This is a genomic window from Rhodanobacter hydrolyticus, assembly GCF_044904645.1.
Window position 1 is genome coordinate 272,775 of record NZ_JADIKK010000007.1, and the last position, 17,417, is coordinate 290,191.

The 17,417-nt window shown below is 58.9% G+C and carries 15 protein-coding genes and 1 pseudogene; 3 read left to right on the plus strand and 13 right to left on the minus strand.

Annotated elements, in window-relative coordinates; translation table 11 throughout:
• Positions 1 to 311: 311 nt before the first annotated feature.
• Entirely contained in the window at positions 312 to 857 is a 546-nt protein-coding gene (locus ISP25_RS01285; RefSeq protein WP_404611736.1) for a hypothetical protein, read from the minus strand.
• Positions 858 to 881: 24 nt separating this feature from the next.
• Positions 882 to 1,778: a DNA-binding protein gene (locus tag ISP25_RS01290; protein ID WP_404611738.1), complete on the minus strand. Its 897-nt coding sequence runs from the start codon at positions 1,776 to 1,778 to the stop codon at positions 882 to 884.
• Positions 1,779 to 1,882: 104 nt separating this feature from the next.
• Between ISP25_RS01290 and ISP25_RS01295 the strand changes: the two genes are divergently transcribed.
• Positions 1,883 to 2,971: a site-specific integrase gene (locus tag ISP25_RS01295; RefSeq protein ID WP_404611740.1), complete on the plus strand. Its 1,089-nt coding sequence runs from the start codon at positions 1,883 to 1,885 to the stop codon at positions 2,969 to 2,971.
• 214 nt (positions 2,972 to 3,185) lie between these two features.
• On the plus strand, positions 3,186 to 5,444 hold the full coding sequence (locus tag ISP25_RS01300; protein ID WP_404611742.1) for an AAA family ATPase: 2,259 nt from the start codon (positions 3,186 to 3,188) through the stop codon (positions 5,442 to 5,444).
• A 96-nt stretch (positions 5,445 to 5,540) separates the two neighbouring features.
• Here ISP25_RS01300 and rmuC read toward each other — a convergent pair whose 3' ends face one another.
• Both rmuC and ISP25_RS01310 read right to left on the minus strand, forming a co-directional pair.
• The gene (gene rmuC, locus ISP25_RS01305) at positions 5,541 to 7,325 is read right to left on the minus strand and encodes a DNA recombination protein RmuC (RefSeq protein WP_404611744.1); all 1,785 of its coding nucleotides are present in this window, start codon (positions 7,323 to 7,325) and stop codon (positions 5,541 to 5,543) included.
• Between the two features lie 356 nt (positions 7,326 to 7,681).
• Positions 7,682 to 7,759 (minus strand): annotated as a pseudogene (locus ISP25_RS01310) (integrase core domain-containing protein); the annotation flags it as partial.
• A 225-nt stretch (positions 7,760 to 7,984) separates the two neighbouring features.
• Here ISP25_RS01310 and ISP25_RS01315 point away from each other — a divergent pair.
• Positions 7,985 to 8,470, plus strand: a complete 486-nt coding sequence (locus ISP25_RS01315; RefSeq protein ID WP_192160452.1) for a hypothetical protein — start codon at positions 7,985 to 7,987, stop codon at positions 8,468 to 8,470.
• Between the two features lie 97 nt (positions 8,471 to 8,567).
• Here ISP25_RS01315 and ISP25_RS01320 read toward each other — a convergent pair whose 3' ends face one another.
• The 9 genes from ISP25_RS01320 to ISP25_RS01360 form a co-directional block, all read right to left on the minus strand.
• The gene (locus ISP25_RS01320) at positions 8,568 to 8,885 is read right to left on the minus strand and encodes a CsbD family protein (RefSeq protein WP_404611746.1); all 318 of its coding nucleotides are present in this window, start codon (positions 8,883 to 8,885) and stop codon (positions 8,568 to 8,570) included.
• Between the two features lie 140 nt (positions 8,886 to 9,025).
• Positions 9,026 to 10,135: a DNA topoisomerase IB gene (locus tag ISP25_RS01325; protein WP_404611748.1), complete on the minus strand. Its 1,110-nt coding sequence runs from the start codon at positions 10,133 to 10,135 to the stop codon at positions 9,026 to 9,028.
• Between the two features lie 43 nt (positions 10,136 to 10,178).
• Entirely contained in the window at positions 10,179 to 10,421 is a 243-nt protein-coding gene (locus ISP25_RS01330; RefSeq protein WP_192160450.1) for a hypothetical protein, read from the minus strand.
• 63 nt (positions 10,422 to 10,484) lie between these two features.
• On the minus strand, positions 10,485 to 11,378 hold the full coding sequence (gene otsB / locus ISP25_RS01335) for a trehalose-phosphatase (protein ID WP_404611750.1): 894 nt from the start codon (positions 11,376 to 11,378) through the stop codon (positions 10,485 to 10,487).
• 228 nt (positions 11,379 to 11,606) lie between these two features.
• Complete coding sequence (locus ISP25_RS01340) at positions 11,607 to 12,314, minus strand: response regulator transcription factor (RefSeq protein WP_192160442.1); 708 nt, start codon at positions 12,312 to 12,314, stop codon at positions 11,607 to 11,609.
• 24 nt (positions 12,315 to 12,338) lie between these two features.
• Positions 12,339 to 12,686, minus strand: a complete 348-nt coding sequence (locus ISP25_RS01345) for a PRC-barrel domain-containing protein (RefSeq protein ID WP_404611752.1) — start codon at positions 12,684 to 12,686, stop codon at positions 12,339 to 12,341.
• Positions 12,687 to 12,836: 150 nt separating this feature from the next.
• Positions 12,837 to 13,214, minus strand: coding sequence for a sensory rhodopsin transducer (locus ISP25_RS01350; protein ID WP_404611754.1), 378 nt, complete (start codon positions 13,212 to 13,214; stop codon positions 12,837 to 12,839).
• The gene (locus tag ISP25_RS01355) at positions 13,211 to 14,278 is read right to left on the minus strand and encodes an SDR family oxidoreductase (RefSeq protein ID WP_404611756.1); all 1,068 of its coding nucleotides are present in this window, start codon (positions 14,276 to 14,278) and stop codon (positions 13,211 to 13,213) included. Before ISP25_RS01355 ends, ISP25_RS01350 begins: the two co-directional genes overlap by 4 nt.
• Positions 14,275 to 17,244, minus strand: a complete 2,970-nt coding sequence (locus ISP25_RS01360) for an FAD-binding and (Fe-S)-binding domain-containing protein (protein WP_404611757.1) — start codon at positions 17,242 to 17,244, stop codon at positions 14,275 to 14,277. Before ISP25_RS01360 ends, ISP25_RS01355 begins: the two co-directional genes overlap by 4 nt.
• Between the last annotated feature and the right edge of the window lie 173 nt (positions 17,245 to 17,417).

Here is a 17,417-nt window from a genome sequence, read left to right on the forward strand (position 1 = left end):
GTATGTTTCTAGGTGTTGCGTAAACCCAGCTCGGCTCGCTCAGTTTGGTGCAATCGGCACTTATCCTTAGTCAGCAGCGGCTGTTCTCCGCAGAGAAACTTCTACTTCCACGGCAGTAAACCTCTGCAAATGGCGCACATAAAGTTCTGCACCGAGGAATGCAGCGCAGACAAACCTCTAACTGGAGAATGCAGCGCAGTAAAACCTACGCAGCGGAGAACGGCCTTTCCTGACAGGAGCGTGTCTGAAGGCCCTACGGATAAGTGCATTCCCAGGGGGGTAGTTGCGCTGAATCCAGCGCTTTAGTGCACTCAAACCACTGGTTCTCTGCACTCGTTTGGTTGCCAGTCGTCAGGGGTGATATCGCCTGCTGCGCGGTATAGCGGACGCCGGTAGCTGTCGAACAGGAACCGCATACGGGAGGCGTCTCGACCGACGAATAGCCATAGAAATTTTCGGTCGAATTGAAATTTGGATCGGAACGGATAGGTGGGCCCGTCCTGCGTGTCGTCGCCGAAGGCGTCGAACCCAAGCAAGATCAGCAGAGGTTGCACCGCGTGGTCACCGCTATCGACCGCTCCACTTTGCCAGCCGTCGAGTCGCGCCGTAACGGCGTCCAATCGCTCGGCAGGCGCCGGCCGCAAGTCGATGACCTCTGCTGGAATCCCCTGTACGGCTGCAGCTCGCGTCATCGCAACGACAATCGCCTGCTCCGCCTCATCTGAGGGACAGATCAAGCGTGCCGGTATCCCTAATAAGGGTGTCAGACGATGGATGAAGCCTCCAGCGAGCCGCGCTGCGATTGCCTCAAGCGCGGGTGCTGCGGCAGCCATACGGCACTCCTCACGGTTGCTCATGATCGTGGATGATCCTCAGGTCCGTTACTTGGCCTTGGCTGTCTTCGAAGACCTTGCTGATCGCGGACCTCGTTTTGCCTTTGGGTTTGCCTTTGGGCGGGCGCTGGCCTTGGCTAGCAACGTTTCGAGTGCCGCGATGTGCCCCGAGAGACGCGCGACTTCCTTCTCGGCGTTCTGCCATTGCTTTTGTAACGCCTCGCTGCACGCCTCCTGGGTCTGCACCGCTTCACGATAGCTCCGTTCGGCCGCTTCGTGGCGATGCTGCCACTGCTTGGTTTCTTGCCGGGCGCGATCCACTTCCTGGTGTGCCCGGTCCTCAGTGGCTCGGATGTGTGCCGCGGTACGTTCGCGTTCCTGATCCGCAGCAGCAAGGCGGTCGGACTTGTCGGCTTGCAGGGCTTCGAGTTCGCCCGCTTGCCGGTCGACCACCGCCTGCAACCGATCCCGCTGCTGCAGCAGATCTTCCCGCAGGGCGTGACTGTCACGGAGCTGGCTGTCCAGGTTCGCGCAGGCATGTTCGGCCAGTTCCTGGCGCGTTCGTGCCTGAGCCACCGTGGTCTCGGCCTCGGCCAAGGTGGTCGTCCAGTGCGTGCGTTCCTCGGCGAGACGGGCCTCGTTCACCGAAAGGGCGGCCCGATCCTCGGCCATCCGGGCCTGAAGGAGGCGTTCGGCATGCGCCACGGCCAACTGCCACAGCGCGGTCATGGCCTGCCCCGCTTCCGCCGGGAGTTCCGGAAGCTGCAGGACGTTCTGCAAACGCTCCGCCAACCCATTGCGCCACGTGTCCAGCATGCGCGTGATCGTGTTCGGCGAGCCGGTGCCCAAGGCCGCGCGCACTTTTTCCACGGTCGGTTTGTCGCCGGCGGCGACCAGCGTGTCCGCGGCCGCGTTGACCTGGTCCTGGGTGATGCCTGTGCGCATGGAATGGTCTCCTCGATCGGCGCCCTGCCCGCTTGGCTTTGTACTCGCGATAAGTGATGATTATCGTGGGTAGACGCCCTATTTCGTAGTATACATTACATAATATGAAAGATATTTCCATGATACCGACCCTCGCCCAACCGGCGGCCAGCTTGGTTTTGCCGATCCAACTGGCACAGCAAGCGGCCGACGCCGTGCGCGAACTGCTCGCCGAAGCGGCCGCGGCCAACACGACCCGCAGCTACGCCAGCGCCCTGCGCTACTGGGCCGGCTGGCATGCCGCGCGCTACGGGATCGAGATGACGTTGCCGGTACCCGAAGCGACCGTGCTGCAGTTCGTGGTCGATCACGTGGTGCGCCGGTCGGCCGACGGCGAACTGGCCTGGGAGCTGCCGCCAGTCGTCGACCAGGCCTTGGTCGCCGCCGGCCTCAAAGCGAAGCTCGGCCCCTGGACGCTGGCGACGGTCCGTCATCGGGTCGCCGTCCTGTCCACGGCGCATCGGCTCAAGCACGTCACCAATCCGTGCGAGCAGCCGGCGATTCGTACGGTACTCAGCCGGGCGGCCCGCGCCGCGGTCAAGCGCGGCGTACGGCCCCGCAAGAAGACCGCCATCACGCTGATGGAACTACAGGCGATGCTGGCCACCTGCGACGACAGCCTGGAAGGCCTACGTGACCGCGCCCTGCTCTGTTTTGGCTTTGCCAGTGGCGGCCGGCGGCGCAGTGAAGTGGCTGCCGCCGACCTGCGTGACTTGCGCCGCATCGGCCCGCAAGGCTTCATATATCGCCTGGAGCACAGCAAGACCCAACAAGCCGGCGTGACCGCATCGTCGACGCCCGACAAGCCCGTTCTTGATCGCGCGGCCCAGGCGCTGGAGGCCTGGCTGGCCGCGGCCGGCATCAGGGAAGGGGCGATTTTTCGGCGGCTGTGGAAACACCGCCTCGGCCCGGCCCTCTCCCCCGCGGCCGTGGGTGAAATCGTGCAGCGGCGCGCCAAGCTGGCAGGTCTCGAGGGAAACTTTGGTGGGCATAGCCTGCGGTCGGGCTTCGTGACCGAGGCGAGCCGTCAGGGCGTGCCGTTGCCGGCGATCATGGCAATGACCGAGCACCGGGCGGTGACTAGCGTGATGGGTTACTTCCAAACGGGCAGCGCAGCGGATAATCCGGCAGCGAGTCTGCTTGAGGACACTTAGGCGGTTGGCAGAGAGAGTCGGAGACCATACGGTTTCCTGTGTGCCGCGCCAGCTCAAGCCCTGCAGCGGCGGACATCCCAGCCCCGCCGAGTTGACGAACGCATGGACTCTCCCATGGCGCTCGAAAGTTGCACCCCAAGGGCGGCCAGCGCACCATGAGCATCGGCATGCCAAGGACTGGAGAAGCGCCAGCGCCGTGCCAACAGGGGATTCGTTGATTCGTTCCATCCAGCGGTTGCGCCATTTCGGCGTATTTGACGACTTCCGAAAGACGGCGGCGTTGTCGGATTTTGGGTCCAAAAACATCATCTACGGTTGGAACTACTCCGGGAAGACCACCCTTTCCCGACTCTTCGCTGCGCTGGGTCAAGGCAAGCCCTACCCCGAATGCCCCTCAGCCACATTTGAGGTCCAAACCTCAAGCGGGCAATCCGTTACCGAAACCATGCTATCGACTTCCAATCTCAAAGTGGAAGTCTTCAACAGCGATTTCGTAGCGACGAATCTCAGCTGGACCGGGGAGGACTTCCAATCTATTTTGCTGCTGGGCGATGAGTCCATCGAGGCAGAGAAGGCAATCGAACATTGGTCGAAACGATTGAACGAATGCCGTGGGCGTTGGGCAAACACTCGCACCAAGATTAGTGACATCGATGGTCGCATCAGTAGTGCAAAGACTGCTGCCGCCAAAGCCATTAAAACGACCCTTCAAATCGTAGAGGCGTTTACCGCCACACATCTCGGATCTGAAATCACACGTCTGCCTGCCGACCGTCAGCAAGCTGTGTTGTCTGATGAGGCCTATGCGGCAGATATGAAGCTGGCCATGACGAGCGAACAGGAACAGTTGTCGGCTGTTCCATCCATTAGTGCGCCAACGCTCTCCCTGCAGACCCTGCTTCAGGGCGCAATGCCGCTTCTCCAATATCTCCCAGCCATCTCCGCCACGTTGGACTACCTTCGCGCACACGCGGACGTAGCACGATGGGTCGAACAGGGACTGAGCTTGCACGAGGACGCAGCCGCATGTGAGTTCTGTGGTGGCCTTCTGACTGAGGAACGATTGGCGCAGCTGCGCGGGCACTTTTCAAAAGACCTGGCCCAACACAAAGTCTCATTGAACGCGCTGCATGCCCGCGTCAAAACAGCTCAAATCGCCACCGAGTGGCTGACGCCAACCGCCTTTGCTCCTCAGTTTCAGGCAGAAGCATCGACCCTCAATTCAAGGCTCAAACATCTCTGTGAAGTCTACAACGACGACTTAGTTAAGCTGATGGCAGCACTCCAGACGAAAGTAGATGACCCGTTCGTGGATCAACTAGCTCCGATGGTGTTTCCCGATATATCGCCCGTCCTTGAAAACACCTTCACTCAAGCGAAAAACCTAATCCTGCGCAACAACAAGAGCATCGGTAACTTCGGCCAAGAGAAAAAGTCAGCGATTGGCCGACTGAAGGCCCATTTCGCAGCCAAGTTTGCTTTGGACCAGACTCAAGCCAAGGAAAACAAAGACCGAGAGCGTGCCGAGCGTTATCAAGGTCGCCTCAAAGCGCTGGGTGGAGGGATGGCGCAGCAAATCAAAGACCTTCAGGCGAAAATCGACCGTGCGCAAAAGGGCCGGGAACGACTGAACGAGCGCATCGGCGGATTGCTTGGCACGGGCATCATTCAAATCGAAGTGGTGCAGGTGAATGAAACTGACCGCTTTACGTTGCGTAGGCAGGGACAGCCAGCCCGCAACCTGAGCGATGGGGAACGGACAGCGATTGCCTTTGCCTTCTTCCTGACCAAGCTAGAAGAACACAAGTCATTGGATGACGTCATTGTATATATCGACGACCCCATCTCCAGCCTCGATAGCAACCACGTATTTCAGGTCTATTCCATCATTGAGTCGATGTTCTTCAAGCAGGAACAAGTTGGCGGAAGATGGATAACGTCTTGCCGACAGTTGTTTCTTTCGACCCACAATTTCGAGTTTTTCGAGATGCTCAAACGGCTACCCATCAAGGGGCAGACCGAAGCCAGGTATTTCCTCGTCAAGAAAACGAGTCCTACGACATCGACACTAACCGACCTCCCAGCGGCCCTGCGCCAGTACACCTCGGAGTATCACTACCTGTTTAGTGTCATTCGCTCGTTCGTCGAAAGTCCGAACAAAGACGACGTGGGCCAACTGCTGGCCCTGCCCAATGCATTACGTCGTTTCGTAGAACTCTATACCTACATGCGATTGCCTTTGCCTCACAGCACGGTTGAGCAGCGAACGGCCGAGTTGCTTGGCCCGGAAAAAGCACTTCGGATTACCAAGCTGCTGCATCACTTCAGTCATCTTGAAACGGTGGAACGACTTGCGACCCACACCAATGTGATCGCGGACATCGAGGCTGTTGTGGCCGAAGTGATGAATCTCCTCCAAGAGGACCCGGCCCATCTGGCTGCATTGATGGGAGCGCACCCAGAAGCCGCTTAACCGATCAGGCCGATGCATAGCCTAGGCGATATGCCGGTTACGCACTTAAAAGGCGTTCTTGGATGCTTGAACTTGATTGCTCGATATCAACTGGTGCTAGGGATCTGTGACCAATAAGGCGTTAGTGTCGCCCTCGAGTGAAAGTGGCGACTCATCCTCCCCAGGGAGCGGTTTCAGTGATTCGTGAAGCACCCTCTTCCCCTTAGCTCCCGCTCCGACCAATCGGCGGGCGCGAGCAACCACAGACTGAGGGGAATCATTGAGTCGATTCTTCGCCTTGTTGTAAGCCTCTCCCGCCTTCTTCAGGCGTTCATCGATAGACTCAAAGTCCTCGATAAACCCACTAAGCGAGTCCAGCAGCTTTGCCGCCTCCTCACCGATGGTGCTGATCTGCTGCTGTAGCTTGTCGCGGGTCCAAAGCCGTTCAACGACGCGGAGCATCGCCATCAAGGTGTTCGGGGATGCAAACACCACGCGCCTGTTGAACGCTTCGGTCTGTAAGTCCGGGCTGATCGACAACGCTGACGACAACGCGCCCTCGATAGGCACAAAAAGAACTGTCAGGTCCAGAGTATCGGGCCCCATGATGCGGGGGTAGTTCTTGTCCGCGAGATCACGCACATGGGCTCGGAGCGCTGCCGCATGGCGTACTAAGGCTTCCTGCTGGTCCTCAAAGGAATCGGCATTTTGAGCATCGCTCCAGGCAATGAGATTGACCTTGGAATCGACCACAATCTTCCGCTTGTCCGGCAAGGTCACAACCACGTCCGGTCGCACGCGCTGGCCGCTGTCCTCATCGACCGCGTGTCCCTGCGAGATGTAGTTGTGCCCCTCTACGAGCCCAGACGCTTTAAGCACTGTATCAAGAATGAGTTCACCCCAGTCACCCCGGGTTTTCGAGTTGCCTTTGAGTGCACGAGCTAGGGCCTCGGTCGCAGTCGCCATGTTCTGGTTTAAGCCTTTCAACTCGCCGATGGTTCCAACGAGCGTCGCATGCTCCCTGGCCTGTTCGGATCCGAGTTGTTCCACCTTTGCTTGAAAGGTGGCGACTTTCTCTGCAAATGGCTTGAGGGTCGTTTCGAGCCCCTCTTTTGATGCATCCGCACTCGCCTTGATTCGCTGGTCAAGAACGACAGACTTCTCATCAAAGACGCGGCTCGCCGCTTCGGTAAAAGCGGTGCGCATCTGGGTTTCAGCTGTGGCGAGAAACGCTTTGGTTTGCTCAACCGCTTCGAGCGCCGCATCTCGAACGGCCACAGCGGTCGCGTGCTCGGCGCTTAGATCTCGGAGGGCGACGTTGGCATCGTCGAGGCTTTTACGGAGGCCGTCCCGTTCACGGCGAAGCTCGTTGCTTTCTGTGGCTTGGCTGGTGAGATTAGCATCGATAACCGCTGCCGACCGCTGCAACTCCTCCAGTGCCTGGCGCGACTGCTCAAGGCTTGCTCGCGCATCGTTTCGCTCAAGTCGGAGTTGGTCGGCTTCAGCAAATTTTGCGGCGAGGTTGGCCGTCGTCGTTGCCGTGGTCCGCTGCAAGGCCTCAAGGGCCTCGCGCACCTCTGCCAGTAACCGGTCTCGCTCGACAACTGTGCCGGCTAGCTTCTCCAGCGATAACCTGGTTTCTTCAATCTGTGCGCCGAGCGCGGCTTCCCTCGCCGTCGCCGCTCTGAGGGATTCCGTCAATTCGCCGACCTGCTTTTCAGCCCGCCCACTTCGCTCGATAGCATCGGGCAAGCGCGCGGCCTCCCCGGACAGCGCGTCAATCCTTCCCTGCAGATCCCGTGCCTTCGCCCCGGCCTGCCATATGATCAGTCCGACGACGACGGCTGCGATAGCGACGGTCAACAGAACGATCGTCCATCCCCAAATCGGCATGCTGTCCATGGTTCCTTCCTCGGTATTGGCACTGTGCCCCGTCGCATGATACGTCGGGGACAACGCCGCGATCACGGTACGGCCAAATTCAGTTCGATCCCAGATCTGGCAATCTTTAGCCGAAACGGCGAACCCCACCCCCGATAACACGGGCTAATCGGTTCGCTTTTACGTTGTGCTTTGCCGAAAGCTATCCCTTGGCCAAAGTCAGCTCATCGTCTCCATTGCGGCGAGCGACAGCTGGCGTTCCACCGCAGCTGCCGAGTGTCACATCTTGTCCTTGAAGAATGGCGCGAGTTGCCCGGTGGTTTCGTTACAGATGGCTTAACCATCGCCGCATCAGGTTGAACACACAGCTGAGACAGTTCGTTGCGCAGACGCCCGTTGAACGACTCAATGTAAGCGTTCTGGTTCAGCTTACCCGGCTCAATCAAACTCAACAACATGAAGCGTGAGGGAGAGCTGCCCGCGAGCACCCGCTTCGTCAAAGGAACTGCTACTGGCAGTTTTGAGTTGATAGTGCGAGTGGCTGTCGTCAGGGTTGACCAGAATCTGGAATATCCAAGCATTGATGCCGGTACAGTGATCAGGGGGTTTATGCGTCGAAGATCCGTAGATGCGCGAAATCGCACTATTTACCTGCGTCGTCCTAGTGACGGGAGAGTGCTGTGCCCAAAACACCCGAAGACACCCGGCTTGAGAGCTGGCATCGATTCTTCGCGGCCTACGCGAACAATGAAGCGTGGACACTGGCTGAAGCGCCACTGTCTCGGATGGATGATGTTTTAACGCTTCTCAATGCTGCGCATGCCGCGGCTTGGCATTGGCAGGCTGTCGGCAACGTCTTGAACCACATGCGCGCCCTCATGCTTCTTGCCCAGGCGCACGCTGTGGCTGGCCTGGGGCAAAGCGCTTTGCTATATGCAGACGAAATGCGCGCGTACTTTTTGAGTGAAGCTTCCACCCCGGAATGGGAGCAGGCTTTCATGCATGCTGTTCATGCGCGCGCAGCGCATGCCGCGGGGGAGCATGCCCAGCACGCAAGCTCGTACGCTTCAGCAGAAAGTGTCATCCGAGCCCTCACAAACGAAAATGATCGAGCCATGGTTTCTCGTATCTTTGAACAGGTGCCCCGGCCGTGGTTGCCGTCGTGAGGTTGGGCTCTTCCATAACGAGCGTATTGTCGGCCGTGCGGGCGCCCAAGAAAAAGGCCGGTCGAACTCCGACCGGCCTTTTTCACTACTAACTCACTCAATGCTTTTTGGCTTCGTCACGGGCGCGATCTGCAGCCTTCCCTACAGCATTCTGAACTTTGCCAGCGTTCTTCTCAATGTTGCCAGACGCTTCTTTCGCCTTGTTGCCAGTTACTTTGCCTACTACCTCTTTGATGGCGCCTTTGACTTCGTGTTTGGTGCCTTCTGTCCGGTTCTTGTCCATGGTGCGGTTGCTCGCTTTGGCCGCAGGGGCGCGGCCATTTCTTATAGGCGCGAACTGGTCTTCCTCGCGTGAATCTTTGTCGAAAAGCAGCCCACATAGTTCGGATGGTGAAGCGGAGAGTTTGCCAGGCAAATCTGTTCTTGGTGGCCCAATGGCCGTCTATTCTCTTTGACAATACGACACTCACCCAGCAGTGGCATCAAGAGTACAACTCGGCCGCGCCATTCTGAGTGGCGCATCGCCTCTTCGTGTCAACAGCGGTGGTTTGCTTCTCAGGACCGAGCCATGTGGTGAAGAAAGCGCAGGACGCCGGCCTCTAGTTTCCGTGGAAAGTTGACGATCTCGGCTGGAACGAAGTGTTGCAAGGTTCCCTCTTTCCAACCCCTTAAAACGTAGGGATGGACGTAGGAAGCGCGGCATACACTGGGCGTATTGCGCAGTAGGGTTGCTACTTTGGTCATGACAGCGTTCAGTGCAGCCTGATTAGACCGCTCGCGGGCACGCACCGGTGTCTGTGTTAGCAATCCAGCGGCCCTTACCGTGCCCGACCAAGTGCGAAAGTCTTTGGCGGTGAAATTGCCCACCGACGCCTGCTGCAGATAAGCATTGACCATTCCGGAGTCCACAGCGTGGCGTCCTCCCTCAGCATCTAAATACTGAAAAAGGCGTTGCCCGGGCAATTGCTGTACACGACGCAACAACCGGACCAAGCGGTTATCCGGCAGCATCAATTCGATGTGCCGACCGCTCTTGGCACGAAAGCGCAACCACAAGCATCCATGTTCCCGCTTGAGATGTCGCGTGCGTAAGGTGGTAAGACCATAGCTTCCGTTGTCATGGGCGTATTCCTCGTTACCCACTCGGACAAGCGTCTCATCGAGCAAGCGGACCACCAACGCTAGCACCTTGCTTTTAGGCCAACCTGGCAATGCCAAGTCGGCGCGCACGCGACGACGAAGACTTGGAAGGATAGCCCCGAACTCGCGCATATGATCAAACTTGTCCGCATCGCGATGCCGCCGCCAGTCGGCATGATAGCGATACTGTTTGCGTCCCCTCGCATCACGCCCCGTCGCTTGCAGATGGCCGCGCGGATCGGCGCAGATCCACACATCGGTGTAAGCCGGAGGGATGGCCAGCAGGCGGATTCGCTCCAGAACATCTGCACGCGTAACCCGCCGCCCGCGGGTATCGTAGTAGATAGTCCCCTTTCCCTTGCGAGCGCGGCGATACCCTGCCTGGGCATCGCTGGAATACACCAAAGGCCCTGCCACTTTGCGGGTTCGTTCCAGTCTTTTATGGACCCGCTTTTCTACATCTGCCATTTCTATAAAGAGAGAGGGCGCATGACAGTGGCTCGCTTTTGGACGCAGCAATGGCAAAGTCTGGGCTTGTTTGCATGATCACCGCCACGCTTACCCCTGCTCAATCTTCCTTGACCTCGTCGCCTTCACTATTTCGGCTTTTATGCCCGCCACCCGGAGTGTGGTTGTCCTCACCTGTGCCGTTCTTGGCATCACCGCTGCGATCCGTATCTTCCGGCTTTCTGGGAATTTTGGACGTGTCCACTTCATACGTAGAACAGTGGTTCGAGCTCTTGGTCATCGCAAAGTCTTCCTTCTTCTGGATCTGCGCCTTCTGGACTGCTTCCTCGATGTAGCCAAGCATGCTGCCGGTCCTGGTTTCGATGACGCTGTCGAGTAAATAAGATGAAGGTTGGATCAACGGTGCCTAGAGGCTCAGCCGTTCGAGATCACGCTCTTCGTAAGAGCTGGTATGCACCATCACATCCGCAATGAAGTTCATTTGATCTGAAGGCACACACACATAGGGCTTGTCCGGATGGAGCTTCGCGGGTGCCGAGCGACGCAAGGTCCCAAGCAGATCGCACAGGTAGCCGCGAACTTCGGCCGGCTCTGCCAGATGCTGAGTTGCCCAGCTTGCCGCCCGACTGCCTGTCAGGATGGCGTTGCCACTTAGACTGCGTACATGCGCGAAGGCTGCCTCATCGGAGTGATCGTCACCGAAATACCATGGCTTGCGATCCGCGAATGGAGCGAGTCTGAGCAATCGCTCGATCGCATACGCCTTGGTGATGCCGAGTGGCCTGAACTCGATCGCCCTGTCCCTCAATTGGATGTCGCATCCGGGCAGCGCGGGGGCAAGCAGGCTCGCCTGTAGCAGCAATTCCATCCAGGCAGCATCGTCATCGTGCGCATGCAAGGTCATCATGATCCCCTTGTCTTGCAATATGACGCCAGGGATCTTCAGCGCCAGTTCCGTCACTGCAGCACGCATGCGTGGGCGATCCACGATCGGTATCGCCAGGCGCCGAAGCCGGCCGCCACAACGGATCTCCATGCCGTAAAGACCAGCGACGTTCCAGTCTGTATTGCCGAACAAGCAGTCGATATCCTCGATGCTGCGACCACTCACGAATGCCAGTGCACCGTCCAACGCTTGGCGCAGCTCCATGAGGAGCGCCAGCAGCTTTTTGTCTGCGCACGGTTCACGCGAGCCCTTGACGGCGCCAAGCAGAGTCCCATCGATGTCCAGCAGAATGGCAGGACGCATTTCCGGTCGGTCCTCAGGTGTGGCGAGTAGCGCATGCATGGCAAATGTCATTCCTGGGTTCGATGCCTGCTTGGCAGGGTCCTAAGTGATATCCGCGCAGTAGTGAATTCTTCGTTGCCCATCGACATGACCCAGGCTGCCTCTTTGCAACGAAATTTTCGCGGTTGGTCTATGTCACGCTTACCAAGATGCCGCCTCCCTCGCGCTATCCGCAGGGTGCGCTCCAGCCACCTGCTTCCAATGCTCGATACCCTGCGAATCAACCGTTTGCGAAGAATGTCACCGCATCGACTCCAAATTCGCGAGACGATAGCCAGCCGAATGTATGGTGTGGAGCAATGGCAGATCGAACGGTTTGTCAATGACCTGTCGCAAGTTATACAGATGCGAGCGAAGTGTGTCTGAGTCGGGCATTACGCCGCCCCACACCTGTCGTTCTAGATCACGCCTCTTCACGACATGAGGTGACTCTCGCATCAATATCGTCAGTAGCTTGAGGCATATCGGCGAAAGGCTGAGTTCGCGGCCGCCACGCGTCAATCGCAGTGTCTGGGTCTCCAGCTTCAAGTCGCTGACGATCAAGATATTCTCGAAGACCTGACGCCGTTCGCGGCGTATCAAGGCTAGCAAGCGTGCCTCAAGCTCCCTCGATTCAAACGGTTTCGCCAGATAGTCATCTGCTCCTGTACCCAGACCACTTATCTTGTCATCCGTACTGTTGCGGACACTCAACATCAGAATAGGCGTGGCCTTTCTTGCCTCCTTTCGAAGCTTGCTACACAGGCTCAGGCCGTCCAGCCTGGGTAACATCACATCGAGGACGATGGCATCGTAGTCATCTACGATCGCCATGTGCAGCCCCAACACTCCTTCAGCTGCGCGGTCTACTCTATATCCGGCCCTTTCCAGCAGTATTTGGGTCGTCAATGCGACCTGCTCGTCATCTTCCACCAACAAGATGCGGCCCAAGTAGTCACTTGTATCCATACCCCCTCCCCCGCAGATAGCTGCTTACAGCTGGGAGTAGTACTGCCGCACCCGATCCTCAAATCCTGGGTCGGCGAAATCCGGCCAATGATCTTTGTCGAATCCAGGGGCGTTCTCGAGACGGTCCTTGTTGACATTCAAGATGAGACATTTGTTTTCGCCATCGACGGTCAAGGCGTCCCATGGAACAGCAAAGAGCTTGTCGCCAATACCGAGGACTCCACCGTAGGAAAGGACGCCATAACTCACTTCGCCACTCAGCGTATCGATCATGATGTCCTTGAGCTCGCCTAGCGCCTCATTGTCGAGGTTCTTTACCTTATCTCCGGTAAGCGTCGAAGCCGAGAGGAATTGGGTACTTGTGTTCGTCATAGCAATGTCCAAGTTGAAGTGATGGCCAAAACGGCGGGGAGCGACAATGCTGCCTGTCTGGGGATCAAATCCCGGTCGATCACCCAATGGCGAAAATTGACATACTGATAACATCTGCAGCCTCAACCGCTCTGAATCGCATCAGGAGCGTCAGGCGTTTTCACCGAATGCAATCGTGCTCAGCAGTGCAAGGGCATCCTTGCGCGAGTCCAGTCGCGTGTGTTGCACCACGATCGGGACATCCGATTCGAACACGCTGGAGTAATCGGTATCGCGCGGCACCGGTGCTGGATCGGTGAGGTCGTTGAAACGCATGTGCAAGCTGCGCCGTGCGGGCACGACGACGTGATAAGGCCCAACTGGATCGCGGTCTTCGAAATACAGCATGATGCGCACCTTGGCATCGCAATCGCTTGCGTTGAGCATGCAGGCGGCTTCATGGCTGACGAAGCGGCGGTCTTCATCGTCGCTGCTTTGGCCAGGAATGTAGCCCTCGGCGATGGCCCAACGACACATCCCGATGCTCATGACCACCTCCGCTGCAATTTGCGCGCACTGCGTTGCAGCAAATTGTCCGATTTGGCTTGGCGACTCGCGGCGTACCAGCAACCTGCGGCCAGCGCAGCCGCGGTGAACAACGCAGCGCCCAGCAAGGGCGAGCGGTTCCTTTCTATCCAGAGTGCCCGGCTATGGTTTCGTGCGCGCTGGCTGAAGCGACCGCGGGCGCCAGAGTCACCGGCCACCGGCGTAAACAAGTTGTCGGCGCGGTTGGGATCATCGGGCTCGTTGGTCTGCTGACCGCTGTAACCGGTGCGGCCCAGATAGCGATCAAGCAGGCCCGGCACGATTTTCTGTCCCCACTCAGCCATCAACGTTGGGGCGCCCACCGGCACACTGCGCCGGCGATGCGCTGCGGCCCATACGATCGCGCTAGCCGCCACCTCCGGCTCGAAGATTGGTGGTACCGGTTGCGGTCGGTTCGGCATGCGGTTGCGTGCCCATGAGAACTGTGGCGTGTTCAACGCCGGCATCTGCACCGAGGTGATGTGGATGCGGCTGCGGTCGTGAATCAGCTCGCTACGCACCGCGTCGATGAACCCCACCAACGCATGCTTGGCTCCGCAGTAGGCCGATTGCAGTGGGATGCTGCGATAAGCCAGTGCGGAACTCACCTGCACAATGGTGCCGCGGTTACGGGGCCGCATGTGCTTTAGCGCCGCCATTGTGCCGTAGACCCCACCGAGATAGGTGACCTCCGTGACGCGCTTGAACTCCTCTGCATCGATCGCGCTGACGGGCGCGAAAATCGTCACCATCGCGTTGTTGATCCACACGTCGATCGGGCCCAGTTCGTCCTCGATCTTCTGTGCGGCCTGGCCCACGGCCTCCGCGTCAGCCACATCGACGCTGCAGGCCAGCGCACGCACGCCCAGCCGTTCGAGCTCGCGCGCCGTGGCGTTCAATCCCTCTTCGCCGCGGGCCAGCAAGCCCACATGAGCTCCTGCACGAGCGAAGGCGCGTGCGGTGGCACGACCGACACCGGCGCTAGCGCCGGTGATCACTATTACCTGGTTCTTGAAATCGATAGTCATGTACGTTCCTCGTTAGTCGGGGGAGCGCGTTGCGGCGCGGGGGCGGCCGGCGCCGTGCCGTCATGGATTGCGCGTTGCAGTACCTGGGCTAAGTGCAGCGGCATACGCCCGGTGGCCTGACGCACTTGCTCGCGGCAACTGAAGCCGTCGGCGATCAGAAGAGTGTCGGCGCCAGTGCGGCGCACAGCGGGCAACAGCATACGTTCACCAATGGTTTGCGATAGCGCGTATTTGTGCGTTTCGAAGCCGAACGAACCGGCCATACCGCAGCAGCCGGAATCGAGCAGCTCGTAATCCAGGCCAAGCTGCTCGAACACGTGGCAGTCGGCCTCCTTACCCATCACCGCGCGATGATTGCAATGCATGTGCACTACGGCTTTCGCCGCAAGACGGTTGGGAACATAGGCGTTCTTCTGCAGGAATTCGGCCAGCGTATGCGTCTGCTTGCACAGCCGCTTGGCATCTTCATCATGCGGAAATAGGTTGCCAAGCTCGTCGCGGAATGCGGCCACGCAGGCCGGCTCCAATCCCACAATGGGCGTGCCAGCACGGATATCCTCGTGCAGCATGACGAGGTTCCGCTTCCAAAGCTCGGTGGCGCGATCGAGCATGCCCCAGTCGTACAGCGGCCTGCCGCAGCACAGCGGCTGTTTGGGTAGCACCACGGTGCACCCGGCATGTTCCAACACCTCGACTGCAGCGATCGCGGTCTCGGGAAAAAAGTGGTTGGTGAACGTGTCCGGCCAGAGAATCACGCGAAGGCCGTCCGATTTGCCCTCGCTACGCCGGGCGAACCAATCGCGGAAGGTCTGCTTCGCGAACTCGGGCATCTCGCGCTGTGGTGCTATGCCGCCCAGCTTCTTGAGTAGCGGCGACCACAGACTGCTGTGGGTGAAGTAATTCACCGTACGCGGCAGATGCGCTGCCAGTCGTGCCCATATGTGGATCAGGCCCATCGTGTACGCGGCGCGTGGACGCAGGTGCCCCTGGTAGTAGTGGGACAGGAACTCGGCCTTATAGCTGGCCATGTCGACATTGACCGGACAATCGCCCTTGCAGCCCTTGCATGCCAGGCATAAATCTAGTGCCTCGCGTACGTTCTCATCGCGCCAGCCGCCGGTAATCACCTCGCCTTTCAGCATCTCGAACAGCAGCCGTGCTCGCCCTCGCGTCGAATACTTCTCCTCACGGGTGGCCATGAAGCTAGGACACATGGTGTCGTGATGGGTGCGCCGGCAATTGCCAATTCCCACGCAGCGCAGGATGGTGCGACCGAAGTTGTGGTCGTCCTTGGGAAAATGGAAGTGCGTCTGCGACCTCGATGGCGCATAGCCTGTGCCGATGCGCAGGTTTTCAGTAGGTAGGTAAGGATCGACGATCTTGCCCGGGTTCATGTGGCAACCCGGATCCCAAATGCGCTTGAACTCACCGAATGCCTGCACCAGTTCCGCACCGAACATCCGGTCCAGGAACTCGGCCTTGGATTGACCATCACCATGCTCGCCGGACAGTGAACCGCCATAGCTCACCACCAGGTCCGCGGCATCGCCAAGGAAACGATGGAATTTATCGATGCCCGGCTGGGTTTCCAGATCGAAATCAATGCGTGTATGGACACAACCCTGGCCGAAGTGACCGTACAGATCACCTTTGTACGAGTAGCGCTTCAGCAAAGCGCGGAAGTCGCGCAAATACGGGCCAAGCTTCTCCGGAGGCACCGCAGCGTCCTCCCAGCCCTCCCAGGTAATCTGCTTGTTCGGTACATGGGCAGTCGCACCAAGCCCCGACTGACGTACCTTCCAGATCAGCTCTTCCTTGGACTTGTCGTCGTACAGCTTCATATCCAACGGGGCATCTTCCCTGCCCTTGAGCTGCTCCATCAGCTTGTGGGCCTTGCCGTCGGATTCGTCCTTGGTCTCGCCACCGAACTCCACCAACAGCCAGCCGCCGCCTTTGGGCAGCAGCTCAAGGTCGTCTGGATGCAAACCAATCGCCTTCATGTCGGAGACCAGTTCTTCGCCTAATCCTTCCAGCCCCACTGGGCCGGCGGCCAGCGCGTCCATTACGTGGTCTGCGGCGGAGAACACATCGATGTAGCCCAGCACCAGCAGCGACCGTACCGGTGGGCTGTAGACCAGCCGCGTGGTGGCTTCCAGGATGGTGACGCAGGTGCCCTCGCTGCCAACGAGCGCGCGTGCCACGTTAAAGCCGTTCTCGGGCAGCAACTCGTCGAGGTTGTAGCCAGACACACGACGTGGAATTTTCGGATAGCGCGAACGGATCAGCTCGGCATATTTGTCGCGCAGCGCCTTCAGTGCGGCGTAGATTTCGCCGCGCCGATCGCCCTCGCGGATGATCCGTTCCAGTTGCGCATCGGACGTTGCGCCCACGCGCATGCGCAAGCCGTCGTAGGTCAGTATCTCCAGTTCCTCGATGTTCTCGGAAGTCTTTCCACCCATTACCGAGTGCACGCCACAGGAGTTGTTGCCGATCATGCCGCCCAAGGTGTTGTGGGTATGCGTGGACGGATCGGGGGCGAACGTCAGCGTGTGTTTTTCGGCAGCGTCGCGCAGATCGTCCAGGATCAAACCCGGCTCAACCCGTGCACGCTTGTTGGCTGGGTCGAGTTCGACGATGTTGTGCAGGTATTTGGAAAAATCCATCACCACGGCGACATTGCAGCACTGACCGGCCAGCGAGGTGCCGCCGCCGCGCGAAAGCAGCGGTGCACCATATTTTCGGCAAGCGGCCACGGTGGTCACCACGTCCTCGAGTGACTTCGGCAACACCACACCGATCGGCACTTGCCGGTAGTTGGAACCATCGGTGGCATACAGCGCGCGGCTGCCGGCGTCGAAGCGCACCTCACCTGAGATGCCGGCCAGGTCACGCACCAACGCGTTGACGTAGTCCGGCTGTGCTACCCCAGCGCCACGCGCATCGGGCTTCAATGCTTCGGCCTTCACTGCTCGTTTTCCGCTAGCGAATGGGTACCAGCGCTGCAGTCGTCATGACCGCACTGGCAACCGTCGGCCGCCTTCGTGCGCACTGAAGATCCCTCAGCCGCGTGGCGGCACTCCTCACTGCAATACGCCTGCCCATTGGGCACTCTGCATCGGCATCCGTGGCGCTGGCACTG